26 protein-coding genes are annotated in these 24,353 nt (G+C 65.0%); 15 read left to right on the top strand and 11 right to left on the bottom strand.

The window, feature by feature from the left end; all coding sequences use genetic code 11:
- Positions 1–608: 608 nt before the first annotated feature.
- Positions 609–1,013, bottom strand: a complete 405-nt coding sequence (locus AC07WS_RS23650) for a lysozyme inhibitor LprI family protein (RefSeq protein ID WP_494731422.1) — start codon at positions 1,011–1,013, stop codon at positions 609–611.
- 448 nt (positions 1,014–1,461) lie between these two features.
- Here AC07WS_RS23650 and AC07WS_RS23655 point away from each other — a divergent pair, with 448 nt between their 5' ends.
- Positions 1,462–2,169, top strand: coding sequence for a flagellar brake protein (locus AC07WS_RS23655; RefSeq protein ID WP_494731423.1), 708 nt, complete (start codon positions 1,462–1,464; stop codon positions 2,167–2,169).
- Between the two features lie 7 nt (positions 2,170–2,176).
- On the opposite strand, the gene AC07WS_RS23660 is transcribed toward AC07WS_RS23655, so the two are convergent.
- The 4 genes from AC07WS_RS23660 to AC07WS_RS23675 form a co-directional block, all read right to left on the bottom strand.
- On the bottom strand, positions 2,177–3,169 hold the full coding sequence (locus AC07WS_RS23660) for an FHA domain-containing protein (protein ID WP_494731424.1): 993 nt from the start codon (positions 3,167–3,169) through the stop codon (positions 2,177–2,179).
- The gene (locus tag AC07WS_RS23665; protein WP_494731425.1) at positions 3,166–4,590 is read right to left on the bottom strand and encodes a S1 family peptidase; all 1,425 of its coding nucleotides are present in this window, start codon (positions 4,588–4,590) and stop codon (positions 3,166–3,168) included. Before AC07WS_RS23665 ends, AC07WS_RS23660 begins: the two co-directional genes overlap by 4 nt.
- Positions 4,591–4,610: 20 nt before the next feature.
- A complete protein-coding gene (ribA, locus tag AC07WS_RS23670; RefSeq protein ID WP_494731426.1) occupies positions 4,611–5,264 on the bottom strand; it encodes a GTP cyclohydrolase II in 654 nt (217 codons plus the stop codon).
- A 123-nt stretch (positions 5,265–5,387) separates the two neighbouring features.
- On the bottom strand, positions 5,388–6,089 hold the full coding sequence (locus tag AC07WS_RS23675; RefSeq protein WP_494731427.1) for a pirin family protein: 702 nt from the start codon (positions 6,087–6,089) through the stop codon (positions 5,388–5,390).
- A gap of 139 nt (positions 6,090–6,228) precedes the next feature.
- On the opposite strand from AC07WS_RS23675, the gene AC07WS_RS23680 reads away from it, so the two are divergent.
- The 7 genes from AC07WS_RS23680 to AC07WS_RS23710 all read left to right on the top strand — a co-directional run bounded on the left by AC07WS_RS23680 (position 6,229) and on the right by AC07WS_RS23710 (position 12,670).
- Entirely contained in the window at positions 6,229–7,173 is a 945-nt protein-coding gene (locus AC07WS_RS23680) for a LysR substrate-binding domain-containing protein (protein WP_494731428.1), read from the top strand.
- Positions 7,174–7,240: 67 nt separating this feature from the next.
- A complete protein-coding gene (locus tag AC07WS_RS23685; RefSeq protein WP_494731429.1) occupies positions 7,241–8,221 on the top strand; it encodes an EAL and HDOD domain-containing protein in 981 nt (326 codons plus the stop codon).
- Positions 8,214–10,373 carry a putative bifunctional diguanylate cyclase/phosphodiesterase gene (locus AC07WS_RS23690; RefSeq protein ID WP_494731430.1) on the top strand — a complete coding sequence of 720 codons (2,160 nt, stop codon included), beginning with the start codon at positions 8,214–8,216 and terminating at the stop codon, positions 10,371–10,373. Before AC07WS_RS23685 ends, AC07WS_RS23690 begins: the two co-directional genes overlap by 8 nt.
- 78 nt (positions 10,374–10,451) lie before the next feature.
- On the top strand, positions 10,452–11,147 hold the full coding sequence (locus AC07WS_RS23695) for a glutathione S-transferase N-terminal domain-containing protein (RefSeq protein WP_494731431.1): 696 nt from the start codon (positions 10,452–10,454) through the stop codon (positions 11,145–11,147).
- Between the two features lie 101 nt (positions 11,148–11,248).
- The gene (locus AC07WS_RS23700; RefSeq protein WP_494731432.1) at positions 11,249–11,830 is read left to right on the top strand and encodes a BPSL1445 family SYLF domain-containing lipoprotein; all 582 of its coding nucleotides are present in this window, start codon (positions 11,249–11,251) and stop codon (positions 11,828–11,830) included.
- An 85-nt stretch (positions 11,831–11,915) separates the two neighbouring features.
- Positions 11,916–12,281 carry a glutaredoxin gene (locus AC07WS_RS23705; protein ID WP_494731433.1) on the top strand — a complete coding sequence of 122 codons (366 nt, stop codon included), beginning with the start codon at positions 11,916–11,918 and terminating at the stop codon, positions 12,279–12,281.
- The gene (locus AC07WS_RS23710) at positions 12,281–12,670 is read left to right on the top strand and encodes a PPC domain-containing DNA-binding protein (RefSeq protein WP_494731434.1); all 390 of its coding nucleotides are present in this window, start codon (positions 12,281–12,283) and stop codon (positions 12,668–12,670) included. The genes AC07WS_RS23705 and AC07WS_RS23710 overlap by 1 nt, the downstream gene beginning before the upstream one ends.
- On the opposite strand, the gene AC07WS_RS23715 is transcribed toward AC07WS_RS23710, so the two are convergent.
- Both AC07WS_RS23715 and AC07WS_RS23720 read right to left on the bottom strand, forming a co-directional pair.
- Positions 12,667–12,972, bottom strand: coding sequence for a protealysin inhibitor emfourin (locus AC07WS_RS23715; protein ID WP_494731435.1), 306 nt, complete (start codon positions 12,970–12,972; stop codon positions 12,667–12,669). The two genes, AC07WS_RS23710 and AC07WS_RS23715, sit on opposite strands and share 4 nt — an antisense overlap.
- Positions 12,973–12,982: 10 nt before the next feature.
- The gene (locus AC07WS_RS23720) at positions 12,983–14,005 is read right to left on the bottom strand and encodes a M4 family metallopeptidase (RefSeq protein WP_494731436.1); all 1,023 of its coding nucleotides are present in this window, start codon (positions 14,003–14,005) and stop codon (positions 12,983–12,985) included.
- A 135-nt stretch (positions 14,006–14,140) separates the two neighbouring features.
- On the opposite strand from AC07WS_RS23720, the gene AC07WS_RS23725 reads away from it, so the two are divergent.
- Together AC07WS_RS23725 and AC07WS_RS23730 are read left to right on the top strand one after the other, a co-directional pair.
- The gene (locus AC07WS_RS23725) at positions 14,141–14,581 is read left to right on the top strand and encodes a hypothetical protein (protein ID WP_494731437.1); all 441 of its coding nucleotides are present in this window, start codon (positions 14,141–14,143) and stop codon (positions 14,579–14,581) included.
- A gap of 87 nt (positions 14,582–14,668) precedes the next feature.
- Positions 14,669–15,550: an alpha/beta hydrolase gene (locus tag AC07WS_RS23730; protein WP_494731438.1), complete on the top strand. Its 882-nt coding sequence runs from the start codon at positions 14,669–14,671 to the stop codon at positions 15,548–15,550.
- On the opposite strand, the gene AC07WS_RS23735 is transcribed toward AC07WS_RS23730, so the two are convergent.
- The gene (locus tag AC07WS_RS23735) at positions 15,528–16,355 is read right to left on the bottom strand and encodes an SDR family NAD(P)-dependent oxidoreductase (protein ID WP_494731567.1); all 828 of its coding nucleotides are present in this window, start codon (positions 16,353–16,355) and stop codon (positions 15,528–15,530) included. The genes AC07WS_RS23730 and AC07WS_RS23735 overlap by 23 nt on opposite strands.
- A gap of 92 nt (positions 16,356–16,447) precedes the next feature.
- Between AC07WS_RS23735 and AC07WS_RS23740 the strand changes: the two genes are divergently transcribed.
- On the top strand, positions 16,448–16,822 hold the full coding sequence (locus AC07WS_RS23740; protein WP_494731439.1) for a MerR family transcriptional regulator: 375 nt from the start codon (positions 16,448–16,450) through the stop codon (positions 16,820–16,822).
- Here AC07WS_RS23740 and AC07WS_RS23745 read toward each other — a convergent pair.
- The gene (locus AC07WS_RS23745) at positions 16,819–17,046 is read right to left on the bottom strand and encodes a DUF3820 family protein (RefSeq protein WP_494731440.1); all 228 of its coding nucleotides are present in this window, start codon (positions 17,044–17,046) and stop codon (positions 16,819–16,821) included. The genes AC07WS_RS23740 and AC07WS_RS23745 overlap by 4 nt on opposite strands.
- A gap of 102 nt (positions 17,047–17,148) precedes the next feature.
- Between AC07WS_RS23745 and AC07WS_RS23750 the strand changes: the two genes are divergently transcribed.
- The 4 genes from AC07WS_RS23750 to sppA all read left to right on the top strand — a co-directional run bounded on the left by AC07WS_RS23750 (position 17,149) and on the right by sppA (position 22,266).
- On the top strand, positions 17,149–17,445 hold the full coding sequence (locus AC07WS_RS23750) for a hypothetical protein (RefSeq protein WP_494731441.1): 297 nt from the start codon (positions 17,149–17,151) through the stop codon (positions 17,443–17,445).
- A 103-nt stretch (positions 17,446–17,548) separates the two neighbouring features.
- Entirely contained in the window at positions 17,549–18,751 is a 1,203-nt protein-coding gene (locus AC07WS_RS23755) for an MFS transporter (protein ID WP_494731442.1), read from the top strand.
- Between the two features lie 136 nt (positions 18,752–18,887).
- The gene (locus tag AC07WS_RS23760) at positions 18,888–20,333 is read left to right on the top strand and encodes a sodium:solute symporter (RefSeq protein ID WP_494731443.1); all 1,446 of its coding nucleotides are present in this window, start codon (positions 18,888–18,890) and stop codon (positions 20,331–20,333) included.
- 49 nt (positions 20,334–20,382) lie between these two features.
- Positions 20,383–22,266: a signal peptide peptidase SppA gene (gene sppA, locus AC07WS_RS23765; RefSeq protein ID WP_494731444.1), complete on the top strand. Its 1,884-nt coding sequence runs from the start codon at positions 20,383–20,385 to the stop codon at positions 22,264–22,266.
- A gap of 42 nt (positions 22,267–22,308) precedes the next feature.
- On the opposite strand, the gene AC07WS_RS23770 is transcribed toward sppA, so the two are convergent.
- Positions 22,309–23,580 (bottom strand): sensor histidine kinase, encoded by a 1,272-nt coding sequence (locus AC07WS_RS23770; protein WP_494731445.1) that lies wholly within the window; start codon positions 23,578–23,580, stop codon positions 22,309–22,311.
- Positions 23,580–24,302 (bottom strand): response regulator, encoded by a 723-nt coding sequence (locus AC07WS_RS23775; RefSeq protein WP_494731446.1) that lies wholly within the window; start codon positions 24,300–24,302, stop codon positions 23,580–23,582. The genes AC07WS_RS23770 and AC07WS_RS23775 overlap by 1 nt, the downstream gene beginning before the upstream one ends.
- Positions 24,303–24,353: the final 51 nt, after the last annotated feature.

Genomic DNA, 24,353 nt, shown 5'->3' on the forward strand with positions numbered 1-24,353 from the left:
CCGAAGCCGGACAAGATATTTGATGCCAAAATTTATACAACTCCCATTTCATCCGGCCACGATTCAAATCCTAGCTCTTTCGCAACACGTATGAGACAATTTTTTTCATCCATTGAACATCTTTGCAATTCATCCGAAATGCTCTCGAGAACCGTAACATCGTCGTCCAACGTGTCGTCAGAGACACGACTGTCCAAATATTTTGTGGCTAAAATTAATGCACGTGCTAGCGTTTCCATTTCCCAGTCCTAAATAAATGCTCGCCTCTGTGCGGCTGCTTTTGGCTGATTGCCGTCTTGTTATTTCTTATCCTCTGCGGATAAATTTGAGCTTGCATCAACCCAACCTGGGCGGAGCCCTTTAGCACACTCTTCTCTGACCTTGGCTAACGAATACTCGTCGCCCATGTCTGCTTCAATTTCACCAATACATCCCCAACAGTCTCCACCACAGTCAAGTGATAGTGGGTCATCTTTTTGGTCCAGTTTTCGACTGCATATACCGCATGCATTTGGCATCTTCAAATTTCTTTCCAACTAACTGTCCGTTCTTGGCCGAACACAGTCATCCGATAGCTGCGTTAATTTCCTATCCGTCTTCCAGTAAAACTACTGCTGACTCCAAAACTTATAGGAATCGCTTTCACTTATCTCTTTTATGCGAGCATTAGTTCTTGAAATCATGCAATCGATCGAAGAATTCGGGCCACCATTTCCGCCAAAAAATTGAATATCAATAAGGTCGCCGCACTCGACTTTAACAAGGGAGCGCCATTTTTCGTCAGCCGTATTTATACCTGCAATCACCGACGCTTTCGCCTTTTTATCCATTTCAGAATTCGTGGAGGCAACTGTCGCAGATTCCACCTTAGCTATAAGCTGCTTTACTTTTTGCCTCTCCAACTTCTCGGCAACCCTGAGTTCTTTAATCAGGCAGTCGTAGACGCTACCGTTACTATCAAAGCATGGGCTATCTTCAAACGCATACGCCGACGAAAACAAAATCGACAGCATTACGGTTGATGTTGTCCGTATTCTTCTTGGCGGCATAAAATCCAATTCATAAAAAATTACCAACAGCAAACGTCTGCAACTGGCCGAATTCGGCCAAACATGCACAGCATATCATCTTGCCAAACTGAAAATCTCGCGCATTCTCACCCTGGGCAAAAGCCTGTCTTCATGCGATCAATAAATGGAACTCTGGCGCCCAAGCGCCGCCGAACGTGCGCGTCGAGGAGCATTTGCCGCTCCGGCTTGACGGTGGCCCCAATTCTCCCAACGACAGGCCATGTTCCAAAATTATAAAAAGGTTGCCTTATGGAAAAACGCGGACTATGATGAAGATGTACACAGACCTAAATAATGTCTAACGTTGTGAAAATAATAGGTGATCGCTATGCAACTCAGTGAACACACCGCCCTTTCGATCCGTCGAGGGCCGCCACGCCCGCAGGACGCGATGACCCAAATCCCGGCCTCGGCTAACTCGTATGAGATGACGGGCGAGGACGATATCGGCGACACGCTGACCCAATTGGCCGAGAGCGGCGACGCGATCTCGATGTACGTGTCCGGCACCCGCGAGCCGGTGCTGGGGCGCATCCTGTCGGTCGATCCCGAGCAGCCGCATTTTGTGATGGAGTTGAATGAGGGCTCGGTCCTGCCGCCCGGCAGGGTCACCTTTGTCACCTGGGTGTCGTCCGCGAAGCTGCAGTTCCGCCTGACCAGCCAGGAGTGGGCCTCGGTTCCCGGCAGTCCTCACCTGATTCCCATGGTATTCCCCGAGACCTGCTCGGTGCTGAACCGGCGCGCGTCGGAGCGCGTGGAAACGCCGCTGGCGGTCACCTTCAGCGCCTCGTTCGAGTTGAACGGTAAGCTCTACGAGCTGCCCATCTACGATTTCTCGCTGGGCGGAATCGGCCTGCGCTGCACCAAGAACGCCGTCAAGGGTTTGCTCAAGGGCCGCAAGCTGCTGAACGTGCAGCTGGAGCTGGAATCGGAATCGGTCATCATCGCGGAAATGGAAGTGCGCGTGACGCGTTCCTACCGCTCCTTCCTGCTGGGCGAGCAACTCCATATCGGCGCCATGTTCCTCCATCCGTCGCCGGAGGAGGAGGCCGATATCAAGACCCTCCTCAACCACATCCACAACATCCCGCGGGATTAGCGCGCCGTCATTCGGCGCCGTCGTCGTCGTCCTCTGTTTCCGGCGTGCCGTCCTTGACCGTGCGGACACGCGCGGCGTCGGCGGCGGTCTTCAGCCTGGCCGCATCGGCCATGAATTGATCGACGCTGTGGTCCGGACTATGCCGCACTTCCGGCGGCAGCAGCACCGACATGTACAGCTCGTCGGCGGCGCGGCCCGTGCCCTGCAGATTGGTCATCAACATCAGCGCGGCGCCGCCCACCAGCATCACCCAGCTGCTGATGGCGAAGCGGCGCGGATGGTGGGGCTTGATGGTGATCAGGTGGAAGAACAACATGCCGCAGGCGATCGCCAGCGTGACCAGGTTGCCGTAGCGCGTGAACGCCTCGGCCGACCAGGCATAGGCCAGCACGGAGCTGACCACCCGCCACAAACCGACCACGGCCAGCGCGCTGCCGAGGATGAACAAGTGCCGTCCCAGTCGCGCATGCACGCCGAACAGGCGGTTGGCCAGCGCCCACAGGCCGCTCCACACCAGGCCGGCGGCCAGGCTGGTGGCCAGCACCTGCAGGTAGCGGATCAGCGCGAACGGTTCGACGTCGGACAGCCAGGTTTCCGCGCAGGTGAAGAGGGCGATCAGCGCCAGGCCGATGGTGGCCGGCGCCGCGCCTTCCCAGCCGTGCATGGTGGTGTCGGCCCGCTCGTCGGCGACCGGGAAGTCGGCCGCGCGCACCCGCAGGCGCGTGTGGCCCAGGCGCACCATGGTGTCGCCGTCCAGCAGCATGCTGGTCTGGCGCCTGCCGTTGAGGTAGCTGCCGTTCTTGCTGCCCAGGTCGCGCAGCACCAGCCGGCCCTGCTCGTCGGCGTCGACCACGGCGTGGGCGGCGGCGCTGTGGGCGTCGTCGAGGATGACGTCGTTGTCGTAGCTGCGGCCCAGGCGGATCGGCAGCTGCGCCACCTTGTGACGGTGCAGCACGTCGCCGTTGCGGGCCAGGATCTCGATGAAGTAGGGGGCTTTCATTGCGCGCCTCCCTTGGCCGGCGCGGCGGGCTTCTTGCTCACCGGCGCCAGGCCGATCGAATCGATGAACACGCGCGACAGGCGCAGGCCGTTTTCATACGAGACGCCGTGCGCGTCGAGCCTGCTCTGCAAACTCATCAAGCCCTGGTCGGTGCTCGCGGTCAACAGCGCGAAGTCGTACAGGCCGGCGAACTTGCGGTAGGCGCGCACGCACAGCACGGCGCGCAGCGGCACGTCCTTGTTCTTGACGAAGTCCTCGGTGCATTGCGGGCCGGTCAGGCGGGTGTCCTTGTTGTTGCCGAAGTGCTCGTTCTTGAACGAGGCGCTGGCCAGCTGCGCGAAGCGCAGCTGACCCAGCCCGGTGCTGCGCAGGAACTGGTGGCGTATGCTCAGCTGCCCGGTCTGCAGCGAGCCGCTGACGAAGATGGCCGACTCCATCGCGCAACTGGCGTCGTCCACCGTGAACGGCTTGTCGGCCTTGACGTTCGAGCGGCCCCAGCAGCGCATCTGCTCCGACTCGCGCACCGGCACCTGGTACGGACCCATGGGCTTGAGGCTCAGCGGGCTGGCCAGCAGCTGGTCGACCATGGCGCGCTGGTGGGTCAGCAGCTGCGCGGCGACCACGGCGGTGAAATCGGCCGGCGCCTTCTTTTGCTGCTCCACGCGCTTGAGCAGGTCCTGCGCGTAGCGGGCCGGCACCAGGAAGCTGACCAGCTCGCCGTCGAGGCGCTTGGAGACGTTGACGCCGGCCACCGCGCCGTCGACCGTCACGCTGGGGCCGCCGCTCATGCCCGAGTTGATCGGGCCGGTGAACATCAGCTGGTCGTAGAAGCTGCGCGCGATCACGCCGTTGTAGGCGCCCTCGGAAATGGCGAAGCCCAGGTCGAGCGGATTGCCCAGCGAGTACAGGTACTGGCCCTGTGTCAGCTTGGCCAGCTGTTCGGGGATCTTGAAGAAGCCGGTGCCGTTGCGGCTCACGCGCAGCACGGCCAGGTCGTGCAGCACATCCACCGCCAGCAGTTCGACGTTGCCGCGCTGGCCGCTGGTGTCCACCCATTCGCCGACGTAGGTGTCGGGATCGAGCGCGAACTGCGACACCACGTGGTAGTTGGTCACCACCAGGTTGCTGGTGCCGATCAAAAAGCCGGAGCCGACCGACGATTGCGTGCGCCCGCTCTTGAGCAGCGAGCGCACTTGCAGGATATCGTTTTTGGCGGAAGCATACAGATGCTGGGCCGCGCTGGAGGGCGGCGGCAGCGGGGCGGCGTCGGCGTTGTCGGCGGCGGGCGCCGAGGCCTTGGCCGAGGACTGCGCGGCGGCCAGCTGGGGCGGCGAGGCGGGCGCATTTGCGGCCGGCGCCGCCAGGGCGCCGGCGCTGGCCCAGCTCAGGGCGAGGGAAACAGCAAGCTCGTTAAATTTCATGCAATCCTTTTAAAACAACCTTACAGCGCGCCATCCTCCACCGGGGCCGGGGTCAGCGGCGTCATCATGTGGCCCAGCTTGGCGGCCTTGGTATTCAGGTAGTGCTGGTTGAAGGCGTTGCGGTTGACCAGCAGCGGAACGCGCTCGGCCACCTCGATGCCCAGTTTGGTCATGGCGTCGATCTTACGCGGATTATTGGTCATCAGGCGTAAGCTTTTGACGCCGAACTGCGCCAGCATCGGCTGCACCAGGCCGTAGGTGCGCTGGTCCGGCTTGAAGCCCAGCTGCTCGTTGGCCTGCACCGTGTCGGCGCCGGCTTCCTGCAGGCGGTAGGCGCGGATCTTGTTGATCAGACCGATGCCGCGGCCTTCCTGGCGCAGGTACAGCAGCACGCCGCGGCCTTCGCTGGCGATGCGCTTGAGCGCGCCTTCGAGCTGGGCGCCGCAATCGCAGCGCTGCGAGAACAGCACGTCGCCGGTCAGGCACTCGGAGTGCACGCGCGCCAGCACCGGCTCGCCGTCGCCGATGTCGCCCAGCACCATCGCCAGGTGTTCCTTGCCCGTGGCCTTTTCGACAAAGGCGTGCAGCGTGAACTGGGCCCAGGGGGTAGGCAGGGCGCAGGAAGTCATGTAATCCAGTTCGTCGGTTGCCGGGGTTGCTGCGCTCTGCGACATAGCTATGCTCTTCAATTGATTGATATTCAAGGTAAAAAAGGCGCGCCGGGCTGTTCGAACAGACCCGGCGCGCCCTTCATGATACCAAAACTGGCGGAAAGTTTTTTTAGGCCGGCCTCTAGCTTATGCAGGGAGGTCGAACACCAGCACTTCCGCCTCGGTGGCGTCCTGCAGCGTGACCAGCGTTTCGGCCGTGATCTTCAGCGCGTCGCCGTCTTTGAGCGCTGTGCCGTTGACCGTCACGTCGCCGCGGATCACGTGGACGTAGGCGATGCGTCCCTCGGCCAGCTCATGCTTCAGGTGGTCGCCGGGCGCCATGATGGTGGCGTACAGCGCCGCATCCTGATGGATCAGCACCGAACCGTCGCGGCCGTCGCTGGAGGCGATCAGGCGCAGCCGGCCCTGTTTGCTTTCCGGCGTGAAGTGCTTTTCCTCGTAGCTGGGCGGGATGCCGGTCTGGTTGGGCTGGATCCAGATCTGCAGGAAGTGCACCTGTTCGCTTGGCGAATGGTTAAACTCGCTGTGGCGCACGCCGTTGCCGGCGCTCATGCGCTGGACGTCGCCGTAGTGCAGCACCGAGCCCGTGCCCATGCTGTCCTTGTGCTCCAGCGCGCCGCTCAGCACGTAGGAGATGATCTCCATGTCGCGGTGGCCGTGGGTGCCGAACCCCTGGCCGCCGAGGACCTGGTCTTCATTGATGACCAGCAGCGGGCCGAAACCGGTGTGTTTCGGATCGTGATAGCTGCCGAACGAAAAGGTGTGGCGCGATTGCAGCCAGCCGTGGTTGGCGACGCCGCGTTCTTCACTTCTACGAATTTGTAACATGGTAGGCTCCGTTTCTTTTTAGTTAATGTGCGATAATTTTGAAAGGCTTCGCTATCGCTGCATCCATGAATCACAGTATATTCCTCAGGTCCTGAATAAAAAAACGGAAAATTTACCACTTTACTATCGAAGAAATCGAATGCTCAGACTCAGCCTGGAAGCCCTGCAAATCGTCGACGCCATCGACCGCCGTGGATCGTTCTCCGCCGCCGGCAAGGAGTTGCACCGCGTACCCTCGACCATTTCCTACACCGTCAGCAAGCTGGAGGACGACCTCGGCGTGCAAGTGTTTGAGCGCATCGGCCCGCGCGTGGAGCTGACGGCGGCCGGCGCCGAGCTGCTCAAGGAGGGGCGCTACCTGCTCAAGGCGGCGCAGGATCTGGAGCACCGCGTGCGCCGCGTGGCATCCGGCTGGGAGACCGAGCTGGCCGTAGGCATGGATTCGATGTTCTCGGCCGGCGTGTTCCGCGACGACATCCATGCCTTCTACCAGGTCGCCCAGCAGACCCGGCTGCGCATCGTGCGGGAAGCGCTGTCCGGCGCCTGGGAGGCGCTGCTGGACCGCCGCGCCGACCTGCTGGTGGGCGTGGCCGGGGACGGCCCGGCCGGCGGCGGCTACGTCTCCCTGCCGATCGGCAAGATCGGCTTCGTGTTCGCGGTGGCGCCGTCGCACCCGCTGGCCTCGGTGGAAGGCAAGCTGGACCGTGGTCAATTGCAGCGCCACCGCGCCGTCAGCGTGGCCGATTCCGCCCGTCAGATGGCGCCGCGCACCGTGGGCCTGGTGCTGGGCCAGGACACGCTGACCGTGCCCGACATGTCCACCAAGTTCCAGTACCAGTTGGACGGCATGGGCTTCGGCTTCCTGCCCGAGCCCTGCGCGCGCGCCGCCATCGCCGCCGGCCTGCTGGTGGAAAAGCAGGTCGAGGAGCCGAAGCCGGCCGAAACCTTCCACCTGGCCTGGCGCAGCGGCGAGCACGGCGCGGCGCTGCAATGGTGGCGGGACCGCATGAAGCAGCCGGGACTGTTCGAGCGCTTGCTGGGCCATTTGCCCCATCGTTTGATATTGCCCGGTTCGCTACCATAATGTTGGCCGACGCCAATAATTTCGGAGTACCATAGCGGGATCATCGATTGCTCTTGCTGGACACCCCATGACCGCCTCGACCGCCATGCCGCCCGTGTTTTTGCATCCCCTGGCCGACCGCAACGGCGTGCCCTCGGCGTTGCTGATCGACGGGGGGCGCTTGCAGGCCGATACGCTGCCGGCCGGCGTTCTGCAGGAGCTCGCTTCCGGCAGCATGAGCTGCTATTACCGCGCCGGCCAGGCCGGGCCGGTCAACCAGATGCTGGACGCGGCCGGCTGGCAGCCGCTGCCCGCCGACAAGGTCCACCACAGCGACGCCGCGCTGGCCGCCGAGCTGCCCGCCGGCGCCGCCTGGGTCGAGGGCGACTGGTTCCTGGCGCCGCCGCCCAAGCCGGTGGGCAGCCAGGCCGCCTCGCGCGCGCTGGCGCTCAAGCTGGTGCAACTGGTCTCGGCCGACGCCGACACCCACGAAATCGAAGCGCTGCTGCGCCAGGACCCCACGCTGTCCTACCACCTGCTGCGGCTGGTGAACTCGCTGGGCATGGGCACCGGCCGCCGCGTCACCAGTTTTTCGCAGGCCATCCTGATCCTGGGCCGCTCGCAGCTGCGGCGCTGGCTCAACCTGATGCTGTTCTCGTCGCGCGAGGCCGACCAGCGCTCGGCCATGCTGCTGGCGCGGGTGTCGGTGCGGGCGCGGCAGATGGAGCTGCTGGCCAGGGCCGCCGGCCACGACAAGCCGCACCAGGAGCAAGCCTTCATGGCCGGCATGTTCTCGCTGCTGGGCGTGCTGTTCGGCATGCCGCTGGCCGAGGTGCTGAAACCGCTGACCATCAGCGAAGCCGTGCAGCAGGCGCTGCTGTCGCGCGAGGGCGAGCTGGGCCAGCTGCTCGGCGTGGTCGAGGCCGCCGAGCACGAGGACCTGGCGGCGCTGACCCAGGGCCTGCAGGCGCTGCAGATCGACACCGCCAGCTTCAACCAGATCCAGGCCGAAGCGTATTTGTGGATGCAGGGCGTGGCGGCGGGCAAGGCGGGAAATCCCCATGCATGACGCGATCGAGCTGTGCCTTGCGCTGAGCCGCCAGGCGCGCGGCGAGACGGGCGCGGCGCTGGCGGCCACGCTGGCCCGGCTGGACGCCGCGCTGGCCGAGGCGCGCGCCGGCGCGCCGCCGCCGGAGGCCGCCAGCGGCGCCGTGCTGGAACTGGACCTGGCCGGCTACGTGACCGCCTGGAGCGACGGCGCCCGCCAGATGTTCGGCTACGCCACCGAGGAGGCCGTGGGCCGGCACGTGCTGTTCCTGTACGCCGAGGGCGACGACGACGGCAACATCGCCGAGCTGTTCTTCGAGCACGACGGCAGCCCCGCCGGCGGCGCCCACACCGAGGTGCGGCGGCGCAAGAAAAATGGCGAGCTGATCTGGGTGAACCTGCACATCCTGCTGCGCCACGACGAGGCCGGCGAGCCGGTCGGCATGCTGGTCGAGCTGTCCAATGTCGACCAGACGCTGTCGGCGGCGGACAAGGTCAACCTGCACGCGCGCATCATCGAGGACAGCGACCAGGGCGTGCTGATCACCGACGCCCACGAGCGCATCGTGTCGATCAATTCCTCGTTCACCCGCATCACCGGCTACACGCCGGAGGAGTCGATCGGCAAGACGCCCGACCTGCTGCGCTCCGGCGTGCACGACGCCGAGTTCCGCGCCAAGGTGCGCTCGGCCATGCAGGGCGAGGGGCCGTGGCGCGGCGAGATCATCGGCAAGCGCAAGAACGGCGAGCTGTTCCCGCAATCGGTGACCATCAGCGTGGTGCGCGACGAGCACGGCAAGATCAGCCACACCTTCTCGCTGTTCTCCGACATCAGCGTGCACAAGGACGCCGAGGCGCGCATGCAGCGCATGGCCAACTACGATCCGCTGACCGGCCTGCCCAACCTGTGCCTGCTCAACCAGCTGGTCAGCCAGGCGCTGACCGAGACCAAGCGCTCGCAGGAGCACGGCGCCCTCTTGGTGATCGAGATCACCCGCATCGGCGCCATCAGCGACACGCTGGGCCACGAGATCGGCAACGGCCTGCTGTGCGAGATCGGCCGCCTGTTCCGGCTGTCGCTGCGCGAGGCCGACGTGCTGGCGCGGCTGGACGGCCACAAGTTCGCGGTCGCGCTGCTGCACGTGGAAAAGCGCGAACACGCCGCCATCGTCGCGCAAAAGCTGCTGGCCGCGCTGGCCGCGCCCATCGTGATCGGCGGCCACCGGCTGCAGGTGGGCGGCCACATCGGCATCACCGTCTACACCGAGGACGGCGCCGACGTGCCGACCCTGATCCGCTACGCCGACGTGGCCATGACCAAGGCGGCGCAGAACATCGAATCGGCCTTCCTGTTCTACAGCGAGGAGATGAACCAGCGCGCCAAGGAGCACCTGCGCATCGAGAGCGAGCTGCGCCAGGCGCTCGGCAACAACGAGCTGCTGCTGTACTACCAGCCCAAGGTCAGCCTGCGCAGCGGCCGCATCGTCGGCGCCGAGGCGCTGCTGCGCTGGCGCCATCCGGTGCGCGGGCTGGTGTCGCCGGGCGTGTTCATCCCGGTGGCGGAGGAGACCGGCCTGATCCTCGACCTCGGCAGCTGGGTGCTGGAGGAGGCCTGCCGCCAGGTGCGCGAATGGAAGGACGCCAACCTGATCATGCCGCCGATCGCGGTCAACCTGTCGGCGCGCCAGTTCGACAACCAGCTGCCCAAGCGCGTGGCGGCGGTGCTGGAGCGGCACGGCGTGCAGCCCGACCAGATCAACCTGGAGATCACCGAGAGCCTGCTGGTGCGCGGCACCGACAACGTGATCGCCATCATGAACGAGCTGGTGGCGATGGGCATGGCGCTGGCGCTGGACGACTTCGGCACCGGCTACTCCAGCCTGGCCTACCTGAAGAAATTCCCGATCAGCACCCTGAAGATCGACCGCTCCTTCGTCATCGGCCTGCCGTACGAGGAGAACGACTGCGCCATCGCGCGCGCCATCGTCACCATGGCGCAGCAGCTGCGCCAGGAGATCGTGGCCGAAGGGGTGGAGACCGCCGAGCAGATGAGCTTCCTGCGCGAGCTGGGCTGCGACCAGCTGCAGGGATATCTGTTCAGCCAGCCGATCCCGGCGGCCGAGTTCGCCAGCATGCTGCGCGAAGGCAAACGCCTGGCCTTCGGCAACCGCTGATGCGCGGCGTGATTGGCCTCCTGAAAAATCCCGCGATTGGCATCCCGCCGCCGCGCCGTCCGCAGGCACAATGAAACCATGATAGATCTCTACTACGCCGCCACCCCCAACGGCTTAAAAATGACCATGTACCTGGAAGAGGCCGGCATCGACTACCGGCTGATCCGCGTGAACATCGGCAAGGGTGAACAGTTTGCGCCGGAGTACCTGCGCATTTCTCCGAACAACAAGATCCCGGCGCTGGTCGACCACGCGCCGGCCGACGGCGGGCCGCCGCTGAGCATGTTCGAGTCCGGCGCCATGCTGCAATACCTGGCCGACAAGAGCGGCTTCGGCCTGCCGCGCGACCCGCGCGCGCGGCTGGTGGCCTTGCAATGGCTGACCTGGCAGGTGTCCGGCCTGGGGCCGATGGCGGGGCAGATCGGCCACTTCAACATCTACGCGCCGGAGCCGGTGCCGTACGCGATCGACCGCTACACCCGCGAAACGCGCCGCCTGTACGGCGTGCTGGACAAGCAGCTGCAGGGCCGCGACTTCATCGCCGGCGAGTTCTCGATCGCCGACATCGCCTGCTATCCGTGGATCGTGCCGCACGAGGGCCACGGCCAGACGCTGGCCGATTTCCCCGACCTGCAACGCTGGTTCGAGGCGATGCGCGCGCGGCCGGCCACCGTCAAGGCCTACGTCGGCGTGGAGAACGTCTACGTCCGCAAGGAGCATGCGATGTCGGACGAAGAGCGCGCCATCCTGTTCGGGCAGGCCCGGCCCGTTTGATACGGATGGGACAAAGCACGAATCGCCGGAAGGTGACAGAATAGGGGCAGCCATGGCAATTATGGCAACCTGCCACTCGTTCATCTTTCACGGAGACTTCCATGCAAAAACGTACTTTCCTGCTTCGTAGCACCGCAGCGCTGATGTTGGCCGGCCTGGCGCTGGGCGGTTGCACCACCACCACCTCGGCCGGCAAGGCCGATTCGGCCGCAGTCCGCACCGAGATCGAGCAGGGTTCCTACTCGACGCTGGAGCGCCTGTATGCGGAAGTGAAGGGTTCGCGCGAGCTGGTGCGCAAATCGGCCGGCGTGCTGGTGTTCCCGCGCGTGCTGGCGGCCGGCCTGGTGGTGGGCGGCGAGTACGGCAAGGGCGTGTTGCGCACCGGCGGCCAGTCGGTCGACTACTACAGCGTGGCGTCGGTGTCGGTCGGCTTCCAGGCCGGCGCGCAATCGAAGGCCGTGGTGCTGTTGTTCATGACCCGCGAAGCGCTGGACAAATTCCGCAACAGCAAAGGCTGGACCGCCGGCGTCGACGGTTCGGTGGCGCTGCTGAAGGTGGGCGCCAACGGCGAGATCGACACCACCACCGCCAACAATCCGGTGCAGGCGCTGGTGCTGACCAACGCCGGCCTGATGGCCAACCTCAACCTCGAAGGCACCAAGATCTCCAAGCTGGAGCTCTGATCCCTGGTCCCGGCGCGGAAAAGGCTTTGCCGCCGCGCCGGTTGCGGCTACTCTTACGCTCATCTGTCACCAACAAGGAATATCGATGAGCCGTAACATCCTGGACGAAGCCCACATCCACCCGGCCGTGCGCCAGCAGGTCAGCAGCTACCACCGCGAGCTGGTGGCCGAAGTGCAGGCGGCCGTGGCCGCCAACGCCGTGGTGGTGGTCGGCATGGGCCTCAATCCCTTCCCGCGCAAGGCCCGCAAGATCCTCGACGGCCTGGGCACGCCCTACCAATACCTGAGCTATGGCAGCTACCTGGGCGGCTGGCGTCCGCGCACGGCGCTGAAGATGTGGACCGGCTGGCCGACCTTCCCGATGATTTTCGTCAAAGGCACGCTGATCGGCGGCGCCAACGATCTGCAAAAGCTGGTCGATCAGGGCGAATTCGCGCGCATGGTGGCCTGATGCAAACGCTGGCGCTGCGCCTCGAGCCGGGCGACGACCTGCGCGCGGCGCTGGTGGCGGCCCTGCTGGCCAGCGGCCACGCGGCCGGCTTCGTGTTGCAGGGCATCGGCAGCCTGAGCGTGGCGCAGCTGCGCTACGCCGGCCAGCCGCAGCCGGACACGCTGCGCGGCGACCTGGAAATCCTGAGCCTGGCCGGATCGCTGTCGGCCGACGGCGCGCACCTGCACATGTCGGTGTCGGACGCGCAGGGGCGGGTGCTGGGCGGCCACGTGTGCGCCGGCTGCGTCGTGCGCACCACGGCCGAGCTGCTGCTGGCGCTGCTGCCCGGCCAACGCTTCACGCGCGAGCTGGACCCGCGCACCGGCTATCCCGAGTTGAAGATCGTCTAGTCGGGATCGACTTCGTACAGCTTGTCGGTGAGTTCCTTGAGCGGCGGCGGCACGGCGTCCAGATGGTAGTGCACGCAGTGCTGCCGCTGGTCATGGTCCACTTTGAGGTCGTACAGGAAATCCGACGAGCGCGGCGCGGCCTTGACCAGCTTGTCCGGCAGGGCGAAGAAGTCGCAGGCCGACAACAGGTGCTCCAGCTCGTGCGCCTGGTGCGGCGGCAGCAGCGACAGATCGACCGTGCGCGTCTGCGCGCCGGCCGGGCCGGTGAAACCTCCGGTGCATCGCAACGTTAAACGTGTCATACGATTTCTCCTAAACGACGCCGACCACCTTCCACGCCGCCAGCACCGCATGCTGCTCGGCCGAATCGGCGCCATACAGCAAGGTGGCGGCCTGCGAGGTGGCCTTGGCCATGTCGGCGAAGCTGGCGTTCGGCGTCAGCAAACCCAGGGCCTTGTACCAGATGGGTCCGGCCTTGTCCCACGAATTGCCCTTGAGCGCGATGGCCGCCGCATAAAAGGCATGGTTGGGGATGCCCGAATTGATGTGCACATCGCCACCCTCCACGTATCCTGCCATGGTTTTGGGTTGATCGTCGCCCGACCAGGTTAATTCTTTGTTGCCGGGATCGGCCATCGAGCGCAGCGCCTTGCCGACGCCGGCAGCCAGGATGCCGGCGCCGATCAGCCAGTCCGCCTGCTCGACGCTCTGCTTGAGCTTCCACTGCTTGATGATGCTGCCGAACACATCGGAGATCGATTCGTTGAGCGCGCCGCTTTGGTTTTCGTAGACCAGGCCGCCGGGGACGGCGTGCTGGGTCACGCCGTGGGTCAGTTCATGGGCGATGACGTCCAGCGCGCCGGTAAAGCCGAGGAACAGTTTGCCGTCGCCATCGCCGTAGACCATCTGCTGGCCGTTCCAGAAGGCGTTGTTGAAGCGGTTCTGGTAGTGGACGGTGGAATCGATGCGCAAGCCCTTGTTGTCGATGGAGTTGCGCTTCAGGACCTCGCGATAGAAATCGTAGGTGACGCCGGCGCCATCGTAGGCCTGGTTGACGGCGGCATCGGCCACGGCCACGCCGCCCTCGGTGCGCATCAGCTTGCCGGGCAGGGTGGTCTTGTGGCCGGCGTCATAGACGGTGCGGCGCTTTTCGCCGACCGCCGCCACGCCTGTCGCCACCGGCGAGATTGAGCGCTGGCCGCGCAGGTAGGCGGACGTTTCGCACTGGTCCAGCAGCAGGTCGCGGTCCACCGGCGAGGCGGCCTCGTCGGCCAGCTTGCGCAGCATGGTGGTCGGGATGATGAAGCAGGTACAGCTGTGCGGCTGGGTTGCCATGACGTTCTCCTTCGCTGATGCAATAGTGTCTTCTTTATACACGGATTCGCCTTTTCGGGACGTCACGATTGCTCTGGCAGGGGAGTTTTCAAAATGATATTCTTTGTTGGATTGGACAACTCACCGGAGACCACTGTGGCTACCATTACCTTTTCAGCTTACGCAGGCGTGTTCGACTTCAAGCAGGTAGACCCGGAGACTGGCGAGGAGGGCGTGTTGGTTGAAGACGCGGCTATCCTAAAGACTCTGGACGGCCTGTGCTACGACGAGGAAGTTTTTTCAGACTATCTGCTGGACGGCGAAAACGCCGGCGAACTGGAGGACGCGGGCATCAGCGGCGGCAGCCTGGTATTCGCGTTCGACAGCGTCTCGGGCAGGTTGATCGGCAGTACCCGGTACCAGCTTGAACGGGCGCTGAATCCCGACCAGATCGCGCTGCTGAAGGACTACACCATCGGCCAGTGGAGCGACGGCATAGGCTCCAACTTCTTCCAGGAGCGCATGAGGAGCGGGCTCGCGCCGCAGTTGCTGGTGCTGGATGAAAGCGCGGTGCAAGTGGAGCAGCGAGCCCATTAACAGCAATATCAACCATATTATTTATACGGATTAAGGAGTTCTTGCGTGCCCCAATTCAGCGCTTATTTGTTGGTGTTGTTTTTATTGATGAGCAATGTTGTGGCGCAAGCCGAGACCTGGCAACCATCGTCAGGCCAGGTGCAGGTTCCGATCTGGCCCGGCGCGGTGCCTGATGCGATATCCGCGCCGAAGGCGGAGTCCCTGGCGCAGCGCAAAGGGCACGGCGGCTGGCTCCAGGCAAGCGACGTAAGCCAGCCGAGCATGACGGTGTATGCGCCCAAGGGCCAGAACACCGGGGCGGCGGTGGTGGTCTTTCCCGGCGGCGGCTTCAAGGTGCTGGCCATGGATTTGGAAGGCACGGAAATCTGCGATTGGCTGACATCGCGCGGCATCACCTGCGTGCTGCTCAAGTACCGCGTTCCCGGCGGTAATCACTACTGGGACGAGAAATGCAATTGCCACGTCACGCCCAAGGTGCCGCGCGCGCTGCAGGACGCGCAAAGGACGATCAAGCTGGTCCGTTCCAGGGCGAAGGAACTGAACATTGATCCCGACAGAGTAGGCGTGATCGGCTTCTCGGCCGGCGGCTACCTGGTGGCGCAGACCAGCACGATCTTCGCGCCGGCCTACAAGCCGGTCGACGCGATCGACAAGCTCAGCAGCCGCCCGGACTTTGCCATTGCGCTGTATCCGGGCCACCTGTGCCGCGCCGGCGGCACGCTCGAACCGACCATCCGCGTCACCGCGAAGACGCCGCCGACCTTCCTGCTGCAAGCCTGGGACGACCCGGTCGACCCCATCTGCAACAGCACGCTGTACGCGCGGGCGCTGGACCAGGCCGGCGTGCCGGCGGAGGTCCATCTGTTCGCCAAGGGCGGCCACGCCTTCGGCCTGCGGGACAAGGATCATCCGATTTCGTCGTGGCCGGCGCTGGTTGAAAACTGGCTCAAGGATATGGGGATGCTGTAGCCCTGCCGGCCTGCTGGCGCGGCCGGAGCATGTTCGCGACGATCTGCAATATCGCTTGCCGTGGCAGCAACCGGGGCAGCCAACCCAGCATGCGGTTTGCTCCGCCGGGCACGACGTGGCTGCGGCCGCTATCCAGCGCCCGCAGGCTGACGTCGACGACAGTCTCGGCCGCCATGCGCGCGCCGACGCCGGCCTCCGCCGCGCCGACCACGTCAAAGAAAGCGGTGTCGGTCGCACCCGGACACACGGCAAGCACGCGCACGCCACGGTCGCGATACTCCTGCCACAAGGCCTCGGAGAACGAAAGCACGAACGCCTTGGTGGCGCCGTAGATGGCCATGTAGGGCAGGGGCTGCAAGGCGGCGGTCGACGCCACGTTGACGATCGCGCCCGCTCCCCGTTCCAGCATGGCCGGCAGGAACGCATGGCTGAGTTCGACCACAGCCCGGCAATTGAGCGATATCTCATCCAGCTGTCGATCCAGCGGCAGGGCCTCGAAACGGCCATGCGTCGCGAAGCCGGCGTTGTTGATCAGCATGTCCGGCGTCAGGCCCAGTGCGCTTGCCTTGGCGCGGACGCCGCCGGCGGCGCCGGCCTCGGTCAGGTCGGCCGCGAGCGCGTGGGCCTGGATGCCGTGCCGGCTCGCCAGTTCCCGCGCCAGGCTGTCGAGCTTGTCCTCGGAGCGCGCGACGAGGATCAGGTTCGCGCCGCGTGCCGCCAGCGCGTGGGCGTACGCCAGGCCTATTCCGGACGAGGCGCCTGTTACCATGACGGTGGTGTTGCGATAGTTGAGTGGTCGCATGATGAATTGATTGGTTGAGGGAGCACTGACTGTAAAGCGTGGACCATGGTCCACGGTCAACCGCTGTCTGCGTTTCGATGAGAAGGGAAGTGGCAATGCGCATTGGAGAAATAGCATCCCGGGCCGGTGTGTCGCGCGACACGGTGCGGTTCTATGAACGCATGGGCTTGCTCAACGAGGCGGCCCAGCCGCATCTGAGCAACAACTACAAGGAGTATTCGGCGCTGGCGCTGCGGCGCATCGAGCTCATCACCCACGCCAAGGCGCTGGGTTTCACGCTGAAGGAGATCAGCGAAGTGATAGGCGCGTGGGAACAGCAGGCGCTGGCGCCGAGCGAGAAGCGTGTACTGATCCGTGAAAAAATCCGCGAGGTGGAGAACAAGGCGCAGTCGCTGGCCGTGCTGCGCCTGGCGCTGTCCGAAGCCCTGGACAAGGTGGAAAGCGGCTGCAGCGACGAGCTGGCGGCCTAGCGTTGGCGGGCCGTAGCCTGGCGCAGCGGATCGAGCAGGCTGCGCAGGTCGTTGTGGTCGAGCTCGTACATCAGCGCGATCAGGCCGCCCAGTTCGCCGGAAGGGAAACCCTCGCGCGCGAACCAGCCCAGGTAGTGGCCGGGCAGGTCGGCGATGACGCGGCCCTTGTATTTACCGTAAGGCATTTCACGCGTCAGCAGCAGGGCGAGTTTTTCGGAATTCATCGTGGGACTACAGTAAAATCGGCTGGCTATTTTAACCCCTGACCGAAAAGGACTGTTATGTCATTCAAATCCGTTTTGCTCTTGTGCGCCCTGGCAGTTCCGATGATGGCGCAAGCCGATCCGCAGCCCATCCCTGCGGCCAAGCGCGCCTACATCGGCGACTGGAAGGGCAAGGACATGGAGCTCAACATCGAAGCGAGCGGCAAGCTGCACTATAAGCGCAATCAGCCGGGCAAGAACCTCGACCTCAACGTCGACATCATCGGTTTCAATGGCGATAACTTCGACGCCGGCGTGGGCATCATCCGCAGCACCTTCGTCGTCACCCAGCCGCCGCATCTGCAGGACAAGAAGATGAAAATGATCGTTGATGGCGTCGAGTTGACCAAGGTGGAGTGACGATCATTGCCTGTGGCGCAAATATCATTGCAAGTTACAGGCCTTTTTCTCAGTAAAGAAAATCCCGATACTGCATGACATCAACTTTTCAGGAGTGAATGTCATGCCTATTGCCTTGCTCGCGCTGACCATCAGCGCGTTTGCCATCGGGACCACCGAGTTTGTCATTGTCGGCCTGCTGCCGACCATCGCCGCCGATCTGGGCGTGAATCTGCCGTCGGCCGGCCTGCTGGTCAGCCTGTACGCCTTGGGCGTGGCCGTCGGCGCGCCGGTGCTGACCGCGCTCACCGGCAAGGTGCCGCGCAAGGCGCTGCTGGTATCGCTGATGGTGTTGTTCACCCTCGGCAATCTGCTGGCGTGGAAGGCGCCCGGCTACGAGTCGCTGGTGGTCGCCCGCATTCTCACCGGCCTGGCGCACGGTGTGTTCTTCTCGATCGGCTCGACCATCGCCACCTCGCTGGTGCCGAAGGAGAAGGCCGCCAGTGCGATCGCCATCATGTTCACCGGCCTGACCGTGGCGCTGGTGACCGGCGTGCCGCTGGGTACGTTCATCGGCCAGCATTTCGGCTGGCGCGAGACCTTCCTGGCCGTGTCCGCGCTGGGCGTGCTGGCCTTTGTCGGCAGCCTGCTGTTCGTGCCGTCGACCATCAAGCACAGCAAGCCGGCCTCGCTGCTGCAACAGGTCAAGGTGCTGGGCGAGCCGCGCCTGCTGCTGGTGTATGCGATCACCGCGCTCGGCTATGGCGGGTCGTTCACTGCCTTCACCTATCTGGCGCCGATCCTGCAGGACGTCACCGGCTTCGGCGCCAACACGGTGGGCCTGGTGATGCTGGTGTACGGCGTCTCCGTCGCGGTCGGCAATATCTGGGGCGGCAGGCTGGCCGACCGGCGCGGCCCGATCGGCGCGCTGAAGATCATCTTCCTAGGCCTGGCCGCCGTGCTGTTCGTGCTGAGCTGTGCGGCGCCGTACAAATGGCTGGTGCTGGCGACCGTGCTGCTGTGGGGCGCGGTGGCCTTCGGTAATGTCGCCGGCTTGCAGGTGTATGTGGTGCGGCAGGCCGAGCACTTCACGCCGCGCGCCGTCGATGTGGCCTCGGGCCTGAATATCGCGGCCTTTAACGTCGGCATCGCCGGCGGCGCCTGGGGCGGCGGACTGATCGTCGAGCATCTCGGCCTGGTGCACACCGGCTGGGCCGGCGGCCTGATCGTGCTCGGCGCGCTGGGACTGACCGCGCTCAGCGGCCGCCTGGACCGGCTCGATCCGCGTCCCGTCGGCGCGGGTGTTCGGGCCGCCGCTCATTTTTAACCCGCACGGCCAGGCAGGGTCGGACCCCGTACGGGGCCGACCCTTAAGTGGTGCGGCCAGCGTATCGCTGAAAGCCTGCGGGGTTGGGCGCGGCCGGTGTATATTGGCGGCGAATTGAATCATTGGATCGCCCCTCATGTCTGCTGTTTCCCTGTTTTGCCTGGTCTTCGCCTATTTCGCCTTGCTGCTGCTGGTCGCCTGGCGCACCTCCCGCAACGCCACCAACGACAGCTTCTTCATCGGTAACAAGCGCAGCAACTGGATGCTGGTCGCGTTCGGCATGGTCGGCACCACGCTGAGCGGCGTCACCTTCGTCAGCGTGCCCGGCGCCATCGGCCGCGACGGCTTCGGCTACCTGCAGGTGATACTCGGCTATGTGCTGGGCTACATCGCCGTGGCCTATATCCTGCTGCCGCTGTACTACCGCCTCAAGCTGACCTCGATCTACACCTACCTCGAGCAGCGCCTGGGCCCGCGCTCCTACCAGAGCGGCGCCGCCTTCTTCATCCTGTCGCGCACCTTGAGCGCGTCGGCGCGGCTGTACCTGGTGGTGAACATCCTGCAGGCTTCCATCCTCGACAGCCTGGGCGTGCCGTTCTGGCTGACCACGCTGGCCATCCTGGCCATGATCCTGTTGTACACATACAAGGGCGGCGTCAAGACCATCGTCTGGACCGACATGCTGCAAACCGGCGGCATGCTGCTGGGCCTGGTGATCTGCGCCGGCTGGCTGCTGGGCCAGATGCACCTGAGTCTGCCCGCCAGCCTGGCCGCGATGGACGCGCGCGGCCTCACGCACGTGGTCACCACCTCGGTCGACAGTCCCGCCTATTTCTGGAAGCAGGTGCTGGCCGGCTTCTTCATCGTGCTGGCGATGACCGGCATGGACCAGGAGATCATGCAGAAGAACATCTCGGTCCAGACGCTGCGCGATTCGCAGAAGAACATGCTGTTGCTGACCGTGGTGCTGACCGGCGTGCTGCTGCTGTTCATGTTCCTCGGCGGCCTGCTGCACCTGTACGCGCCCATGGTGGGCCTGACGGCGTCCGGCGACAAGCTGTTCCCCGCCGTGGTGATGCAGCACATGCCGGCCGCCGTGCAGCTGGTTTTCTTCATCGGCCTGGTGTCGGCGCTGTTCCCCAGCGCGGACGGCGCCATGACCGCGTTGACTTCGTCCTTCTGCATCGACATCCTCGGCATGCAGCGTCGCGCCAGCCTGACCGAGGCGGCCAAGGTGGGCCTGCGCCACCGCGTCCACCTGGCGTTCTGCGCGATCTTCCTGCTGCTGGTGCTGCTGTTCAAATGGGTGGACGACGCCAGCATGATCGGCCTTGTGTTGAAGCTGACCGGCTATACCTATGGACCATTGCTTGGCCTGTTCGCCTTCGGCATCCTGACCCGCCGCGCCGTGCGCGACCGCTTGGTGCCGCTGGCCGCGCTGGCCGGTCCCGTGTTGTGCTACGTTATTGATTCCAATCAGAAATTTCTCTTCGGCAGCTATCGTTTGGGGCTGGAGCTGCTTATCATGAACGGATTGCTGGTGTTTGCCGGGCTGTTGCTGATTTCCAAACCGAGACAGTAACGTTGGCATGCAGTATCATTCTTGTAACACCTAATCACCTGGAGTATTGATGAGCAGATCCCCGTTTTCCTACCTTCGCAGCGGCTTTGCCTTTTTCTGGCGCGCGCTGGACACCGGCCGCCGCACGCTGCTGAACCTGCTGTTCCTGTTGGTGCTGATCGTGCTGGGATACGCGATCTTCTTCGGCGGCGCCAAGCCGCTGGCGCCCAAGACCACGCTGGTGCTGAACCTGAAGGGCCAACTGGTCGAACAGTCCGCCTCCAACGCGCGCGACGCGCTGCTGACGAGCGTGCGCGGCGGCGAGAACCACAAGATGATGCAGCTGCGCGACGTGTTGTCCGTGCTGGAGACGGCCGCCAAGGACCCCGAGATCACCGGCGCCGTGCTGCTGACCGACGAGATGGAGGGCGGCGGCCAGGCCATGCTGCGTGAAGTGGCGGCCGGCATCGACCGCTTCAAGGCCTCCGGCAAGCCGGTGGTGGCCTGGGGTTCGAGCTACGACCAGCGCCAGTACCTGCTGGCCGCGCACGCCAGCGAGGTGTATCTGCACCCGATGGGCATGGTGCTGCTGGAGGGCTTCGGCCGCTATCGCAACTACTACCGCGACGCGCTCGACAAGCTGGGCGTGACGGTCAACCTGCTGCGCGTGGGCACCTACAAGAGCTTCGGCGAGCCATACATCGCCAACGGCCCTTCGCCGGCCGCCGTGGAGGCGGAGTCCTACCTGAACAACGCGCTGTGGGCCTCCTACACCGGCGACGTCGAAAAGGCGCGCAAGCTGCCGCAAGGCCAGGTCATGAAGACCATCAACGACCTGCCGGCCCAGGTGGCCGCCGTCAACGGCGACCTGGCCAAGCTGACCCTGTCGGCCAAGCTGGTCGACGGCCTGAAAACCAAGGACGAAGTGCGCGAGATGATGATCAAGCGCGGCGCCCTCGACACCGAAGGCAAGAGCTTCCGCCAGATCAGCTTTGACGACTACCTGGCCCGCGTGCACACCAAGCTGACCGGCGACGCCATCGGCGTGGTCGTGGCGCAGGGCGAGATCAGCGACGGCAGCACCGGTCCCGGCGCCATCGGCGGCGATTCCACCTCCAAGTTGATACGCGCCGCGCGCGAGGACGACCATATCAAGGCCGTGGTGCTGCGCGTCGATTCGCCTGGCGGCAGCGCCTTCGCCTCGGAGCTGATCCGCCGCGAGCTGGAACTGACCCGCGCCGCCGGCAAGCCGGTGGTGGTCTCGATGGGTAACGTCGCCGCGTCCGGCGGTTACTGGATCTCGATGGCGTCCGACGAGGTGATCGCCGAGCCGACCACCATCACCGGCTCGATCGGCGTGTTCGCCATCCTGCCGACCGCCGACAAGGTGATCGACAAGCTGGGCATCCACACCGCCGGCCAGCCGACCACCTGGCTGGGCGACGCCGGCAATCCACTGCGTCCGCTGGACCCGCGCTTCGGCCAGGTGATCCAGGGCAGCATCAACCATATCTACGCCGAGTTCACCGGCCGCGCCGCCAAGGCCCGCAAGACCACGCCGGAGAAGATCGACGCCGTGGCGCAGGGCCGCGTATGGACCGGCGTGCAAGCGAAGGAGCGCGGCCTGGTCGACACGCTGGGCAGCTACAACGACGCGCTGAAATCGGCCGCCAAGCGCGCCAAGCTGGCCGACTACCGCGTGGTCTACATCGAACGCGAAACCAGCAAGTTCGATCGCCTGATCGAAATGGTGGGCGGCTCGGCGGCGCATGCGGTGGCCCAATCTGTGGCGCAAGCCGTCGGCACGCAGCTCAAGCTGGGCGTGACCGCCAGCACCGGCCTGCCGCCCAACGCGGCCACCGGCATCGTCAACGACCTGGGTTGGCTGTCGGAGATCACGGCGGCGCACAAGCCGTTCACCGCGATCACGCACTGCCTGTGCGAATCGCCCTAAGCTGAGTAACGGCGCCTGCTACGGCGCCGTTGCTTTGCGCGTTCATTTTGGCGCTACCGCTAACGGCAACGTAATCTCGAAGCTGCTGCGGCCATCGGGCATCCGCACGCAGCGGGCCTCGCCGCCGTGGCGGCGGGCGATCTGGCGCACCAGCGCCAGGCCGAGGCCCGCGCCGCTGTTGTCGCGCGTGCCGCGACGGCGGTAGAACGGCTCGAACACCCGCTCGAATTCCTCTTCCGGTATTCCCGGACCACTATCCCAGACCGCAAGCGTAGCCTTGCCCTCGTCGCAGGCGATGGTGACGTGCGCCGGCGGCACGCCGTGGCGGCGCGCGTTCTCCAGCAGGTTGCGCAGCAGCCGGCGCAGCAGGCGCGGATCGCCCAGCATCACGGCGGAGGCGCCGTTGAGCAGCGCGTCGTCGTAGCGCGCGCATTCCTCCGCCGCCAGCGCCAGCAGATCCAGTTCCTCCAGCTCCGCGTTGTCGTGCGTGGCGCCCAGGCGGCTGGCCAGCAGGATCTCGTCCAACAGTTCGTTCAACTCGGCGATATCCTGTTCCAGTCCGGCGCGGCGCTTCGGATCGACGCCGTCCTTGATCAACTCCAGCGCCAGGCGGATGCGCGCCAACGGCGTGCGCAGCTCGTGCGAGGCGTTGGCCAGCAGTGTCTTGTGCGCGCCCACCAGTTGTTCGATCTGGTCGGCGGCGCGGTTGAAGCTCTGCGCCAGCCGCGCGATTTCGTCCTTGCCTTCGACCGGCACCCGCGCCGTCAGGTCGCCCGCGCCCAGCGACTCCACGCCTTGCTGCAGGCGTTCCAGCCGCTTGGTCAGACGCCGCACCAGCGGGAAGGCGGCGATGCCGATGCCCAGCGCGAGCAGCAGCAGGGCGTTGTGCAGCATGGCCTTGGGCCGCGTGAAGCCCAGCGGCTCGCTGGACAGCAGGCGGCGGCCGTCCGGCAGGCGCACGTACGATTCCGGCGGCGGGCCGCCCATCTCGTGCTGGCGCCAGCGGTGTCCGGGGATGGGCGCGCCGATCACGGCCAGCGGTTCCCAATTGCGGCTGTAGAGCGTCATGCGCGCATCGAGGCCGGCGGCCATGTGCTCCAGCGCGGCCTGCTGCGCGGCCGGCGGCGCGTCGGCCGGCGCCAGCGCGTTCTGGATCACCATCGCGAGCGTGGCATTGGAGCGCTCCAGCGGGCCGCCGCTGCGGTTCCACACCATCACCACGGCCAGCGCGAACAGCAACAGGCTGACCAGCAGCGCCACGTAAAAGCGGAAGTAGAGGCGCGGCAGGCCCCAGATGAAGCGCGGGGCGGCCATCAGTCCTGCACCTTGGCGAACAGGTAGCCGGCGCCGCGCACGGTGATGATGCGGCGCGGCTTCTTGGGATCGTCCTCGACGGCGGCGCGGATGCGCGACATGTGGACGTCGATCGAACGGTCGAAGGCTTCCATCGCTTCGCCCTTGAGCAGTTCCATCAAGCTGTCGCGGGACAGCACGCGGCCGGCGTGGCGGGCCAGCACCAGCAGCAGGTCGAACTGGTAGGAGGTGAGCTCGCAGGGCGCGCCGTCCAGCCGCGCCGAGTGCGAGGCCGGGTCGATCTCCAGCCGGCCGAAGCGCAGGAACTCGGCGGTGTGTTGAGGCGTGTTGTCCGGTTGGTGGCGGTGCTCGACGCGGCGGCGCAGGATGGCGCGCAGGCGGGCCAGCAGCTCGCGCGGCTCGAATGGTTTGGGCAGGTAATCGTCGGCGCCGATTTCCAGGCCGATGATGCGGTCGATGGCGTCGCCGCGCGCGGTCAGCATCAGCACCGGAATGTCGGACACTGCGCGCAGCTGGCGGCAGACATCGAGGCCGTCCATATCGGGCAGCATCAGATCAAGAATCACGGCGTCGGTGTCGCCAGCCGCGATGTGTTCCAGCGCGGCGCGGCCGTTGGGCGCGTGCGTGACGCGAAAAGCCGCCTGGCTCAGATACTCGGTGAGCATCTCGGCCAGGCGGGGGTCGTCTTCGACCAGCAGGATATGGTCAGGCATGGGGTTCATGGTTGAAGTTCACGCGGACCATTCTACGGACAGGCGACTCGCTCCACAAGG

The sequence above is a fragment of the Duganella sp. GW821-FHT01E12 genome, from assembly GCF_059422325.1.